Below are 3,794 nucleotides of genomic sequence, written 5' to 3' on the forward strand. Positions count from 1 at the left end.
CGGCGGGCATGCACGAACCGGACGCATTGGTCGACCCGCTGCTCGCGCCGCTGGCAGCGGAGGTCTACCGGCAACAACGTGAGCGCGGCTTGACCCCCGGACAGATCGCCCACGCGCTGCGAATGATCGCCGAAACCGTTCTCGGTCCAGGGTGATTCCACGAAAAACGAAACCGGCAGTGAGTTGGTTCAGTCCGTGATGGTATTGCTGGTTGCCTCGGAGACCTTCCAGGAACGTTCGGTACCACTCGATATCGAAGTTGGCACCTTGCGGGAATATCGACATCTGATTGTCTTGAGCCTGATGGGCTCGGTGCTCGCGCTGCAGGCCGAATACTTCGATCGGATCGGCGGTGTCCCCGAGACGTTCGAGGCGATTCGCGCGCTCACCCCACGCGGCGCTGCCAGCTCGCACCGTGTCGGTCCATTCCTCGGTCGTCGAGAAGATGTCTTCGTTGAAACCTGAGGGGGCGCTGAAATGTAGCTCATAGCGTTCTAGCGAACAGTTCATAGGATCCGGGAGGAGTGGCCGTTGTAGTCGTCCCAGGGGTGGATGGAGACGTAGCGCTGCTAAAATTCGGCAGCGAGCCGGTAAGGGGCGGTGTCGGGCAGTTCGCGAGCGTTGTTGTACCAGTCCGACACGGCTTGAATTTCGCTTCCGATTGTGTTCGGTTCTCGACTGCACTGTAGTGCGGTCCCAGGGGGATAGTTCCTGGGGGCGAGTATTCCAGATAGGGATTCGCTTCGATCGCGGCCAACTGGCTGTCGGTCAATGGTCGCGGTTGATACCGATCCGTCGGCAGGAGCGAAAGGCGCCACCGTGGTGTGGCATGGTGAAGTGCGATATGCGCCGGTGGAGCTCGGTCATGAACGGTACGGTCAACTTAACCTGCCCGTTTCTTTTCGCTGAACAACAGTCCCGGGCGCGGTTGTCGGGAGAGCAGAGCTATTTAATGGAGCGGCTCGTCGATGAACAGGCTCAATTCCAGCGCACGCTGGGCGAGAGTGTGCAACTCTAGGTCGGCTGACCGTTGATCAATCAGCACCGACGGCGTGTTGATGTCGCCTGAAAAGTGCGGCCTGATGGTGTTCGGGATGTCCGAGTTCGGCGCTCGCTTATGGTGTCCGACTTTGGTCTGGTCGGGCAGGTAATCGGTGTGGGTTGATTCGACCCCGGATACAGCATGGTCGTCCATCGGGCGTTTCAGCCGTTGCGCTAGCGACTTGTCGGCATCGGCCTCAGTTCGCACCACAGACCGCAACCCCTCCGCGCAGCCAAAGCTGCGCGTCGGCCGAGCAGCCGAGCGGATCGACGGCTTGGGCCGTGGATATCTCCAGCCAGCAAAGGTGGACAAAGTGTCCATTTATGGCAGTATCGTACTGGCTTGCTATCAGCCGTATGGGCCTAGGAGGACGATTATGGACAAGAGCAAGATCGGGATCGTTTTTGGTAGCCTCACGCCGCCGGAAGGACTGACCGCGGTCGCGGCGCGGGCCGAGCAGCTCGGCTTCGGCGAGGTCTGGTTCTCCGAAGACTGCTTCTTCACTGGTGGGGTGTCCGGGCTGACGTTGCTGCTCGCGGCCACTGAGCGGGTGCCTGCGGGGCTCGGCCTGGCCAGCGTTGTGACTCGACACCCGGCGATGTTGGCGATGGAGCTGGCGGGTCTGGCCCGTATCTATCCCGGCCGTGTCCGGGCCACCATCGGGCTGGGCAACGGGTTCTGGCTCCAGCAGCTGGGCCTGACCCCCGCCAAGCCGCTGACCGCGGTCAAAGAGACTTTGGACGTCCTGCGCGAGCTGCTCGCCGGCGGAAAGGTCAACCGCACGACCAGCACACACCATTACGGCGACATCAAGCTGGAGTTCCCGCCGGAGCAGGTGCCGCAGTTGTGGTTCGGCGCGGTCAACGAGAAGGCATTGCGCGTGTCCGGGGAGAAGGCCGACGGGGTGCTGCTGTCGGTGCTGGCAGGCCCGAGCTACATCACCTGGGCCCGAGGCTTGGTCGACGAAGCCGGTCGAGACCTGCCGTTGACCGCGTTCGTATTGGCAGCGGTGGACGACGACGACCAAGCCGCCCGCGAGGCCGTGCGAGGTGCGGTCGGGTTCTTCCTCAAGGCCGAGTGCCACACCGCGCTGGTGGGTCAATCTCCGTTCGCCGCCGACATCCGCAAGCGCGTCGCTGCGCTGGGCCCCGACGAAGAGCTGATCGTCGAGGACAAGTGGGTGGACGAATTCGCCGTCGCGGGCAGCCCGCTTAAGGTCCGCGCACAGCTTCAGGACTTGCTCGACGCGGGCGCTACCTCGCTGAGCCTATGGTTGTTCCCACCGGACCAGGCCTCCGCACAGCTGGAACGGTTGGCCAACGACGTCCTTACCGACTGACCTGACCTGACCCTTAGCCGGTCGCGGACGGCGGTCTCATGAATAAAGCAAATCGATACGTCGTGACAATCGAGATGATCCACCGCTCCAACACATGAGTTCGATCATGTTCTTGAAATATCGTATCGAAATAGGGGTGGGGGGACGATGAAGAGCGCGCGACGGCTGCGTAACAGCCACAGCTTCGATCCGGTGCAAGGCCGAAAGTGTGACCGTTTTGAGGGGTTCAGCACACGGCGGGCAGGAGTGAATATCAGATCCATCGGATTGCGGTCGCGCGGAAAGCGATACCGGCCAGATTCTGAAGAGGATGTTACTAAGGTTTCCGACCGTCACCCTGGTCAGGCAGCGCCCCCGCAGCAGCCCTCCGACCCCTTTCTTGTTCGAGCGGCGGTCGGAGGATCCGAGGCGGTCGCCGAACTGAGGTTCTGTCGCACTCAAGCATGTGAGGACTCGAGGGCGTGACATGCGATCTGAGCATAGATATTGTGACGTATTGAACCGTAGAATTATCTGGTGGCAGCGGTTTCGTGGTCAGGCCAGCTGCCCCGTTAGGTGCGCGGGAGATTGGGCGGGCTGACTCATACAACCGTCTGTCGTCCTCTGCGGTTAACTTGCCCGTGATATAACTACCTGCCGGTCTCGGTTCACGGTATGACTCGACAGAGGTGTGACGACAAACTGATGTGAGAGGTTTGTGAAGTCGACATGTCCGCCGCGGATTTCCCATCCGGCATGAGGCGAGGAACCGAACCCGATGATGCTGATCTGTGTCGATCCGCTCAGGTGCACGCACACCGCTACCGCTGTCGGCCCGGCGCCGAACTCCTACTGCGGCTCGACTCGTATCGATGCCCGCGTTCTTGGCTATCGGCAGCTGCTGGCCTGGGCGCAGTGGCCCGAACGAACCTGGGCGGTGGAGAACGCTAAAGGTTTGGGCGACCACTTGGCGCTGTGGCTGGTCTCGATACGCGAGGTGGTGGATGTCGCGCTGGCCGCGACTGCGCTGGTCCGGCAGCTTTCCCGTGGTGGGCGCCGCAAGAATGCCCGCATCGACGCCGCGGCCACGCACGGCGATGCCTCTCGCTTCAGGAGGCACTGAACTCGATCATCTACGCCGATGTCAGGTCCTCGACCGGCTTCTCGTGCGAAGCGCCGAAGCGGCGGCGTCGGCTGTGGAACGAGGGATGCCGTGGCGATTCCGGTACTCCCTCGGCTGCGCCAGCATCTGGGTGATCTGCTCGGTGTTGAGCTTGCGGCCGGTGGCGCTGTGCGCCTTCGCCGCCTGTCTTTCCAGTTGGAATACCAGCATTAAGAACCTAGTGCCGCGTCAGGCAACGTTCGGTAGGTAATCCGGGTATCGGATCTTGGATCCGACGGCGAAGTCGCGGACGGGTCCGGCGTGTTGGTTGC

5 protein-coding genes are annotated in these 3,794 nt (G+C 62.0%); 3 read left to right on the top strand and 2 right to left on the bottom strand.

Annotated features, from left to right (window positions below; translation table 11 throughout):
• Window positions 1–195 precede the first annotated feature (195 nt).
• Entirely contained in the window at window positions 196–465 is a 270-nt protein-coding gene (locus ABZW96_RS37390) for a hypothetical protein (protein ID WP_355081598.1), read from the top strand.
• A gap of 484 nt (window positions 466–949) precedes the next feature.
• Here ABZW96_RS37390 and ABZW96_RS37395 read toward each other — a convergent pair whose 3' ends face one another.
• Window positions 950–1,363, bottom strand: a complete 414-nt coding sequence (locus ABZW96_RS37395) for a hypothetical protein (RefSeq protein WP_355081600.1) — start codon at window positions 1,361–1,363, stop codon at window positions 950–952.
• A gap of 55 nt (window positions 1,364–1,418) precedes the next feature.
• Here ABZW96_RS37395 and ABZW96_RS37400 point away from each other — a divergent pair, with 55 nt between their 5' ends.
• A complete protein-coding gene (locus ABZW96_RS37400) occupies window positions 1,419–2,381 on the top strand; it encodes an LLM class flavin-dependent oxidoreductase (protein WP_355081602.1) in 963 nt (320 codons plus the stop codon).
• Between the two features lie 757 nt (window positions 2,382–3,138).
• Complete coding sequence (locus tag ABZW96_RS37405; protein ID WP_355081603.1) at window positions 3,139–3,483, top strand: hypothetical protein; 345 nt, start codon at window positions 3,139–3,141, stop codon at window positions 3,481–3,483.
• A gap of 21 nt (window positions 3,484–3,504) precedes the next feature.
• On the opposite strand, the gene ABZW96_RS37410 is transcribed toward ABZW96_RS37405, so the two are convergent.
• Complete coding sequence (locus tag ABZW96_RS37410) at window positions 3,505–3,693, bottom strand: hypothetical protein (RefSeq protein WP_355081605.1); 189 nt, start codon at window positions 3,691–3,693, stop codon at window positions 3,505–3,507.
• Window positions 3,694–3,794: the final 101 nt, after the last annotated feature.

It is taken from the genome of Nocardia sp. NPDC004168 (genome assembly GCF_040610355.1).
Taxonomy (GTDB): Bacteria; Actinomycetota; Actinomycetes; order Mycobacteriales; family Mycobacteriaceae; genus Nocardia; species Nocardia sichangensis.

Coding starts and splice junctions, on each gene's coding strand:
- ABZW96_RS37395 (WP_355081600.1), bottom strand. CDS start 1,363: ATGGACACTTTGTCCACCTTTGCTGGCTGGAGATATCCACGGCCCAAG.
- ABZW96_RS37400 (WP_355081602.1), top strand. CDS start 1,419: ATGGACAAGAGCAAGATCGGGATCGTTTTTGGTAGCCTCACGCCGCCG.
- ABZW96_RS37405 (WP_355081603.1), top strand. CDS start 3,139: ATGATGCTGATCTGTGTCGATCCGCTCAGGTGCACGCACACCGCTACC.
- ABZW96_RS37410 (WP_355081605.1), bottom strand. CDS start 3,693: ATGCTGGTATTCCAACTGGAAAGACAGGCGGCGAAGGCGCACAGCGCC.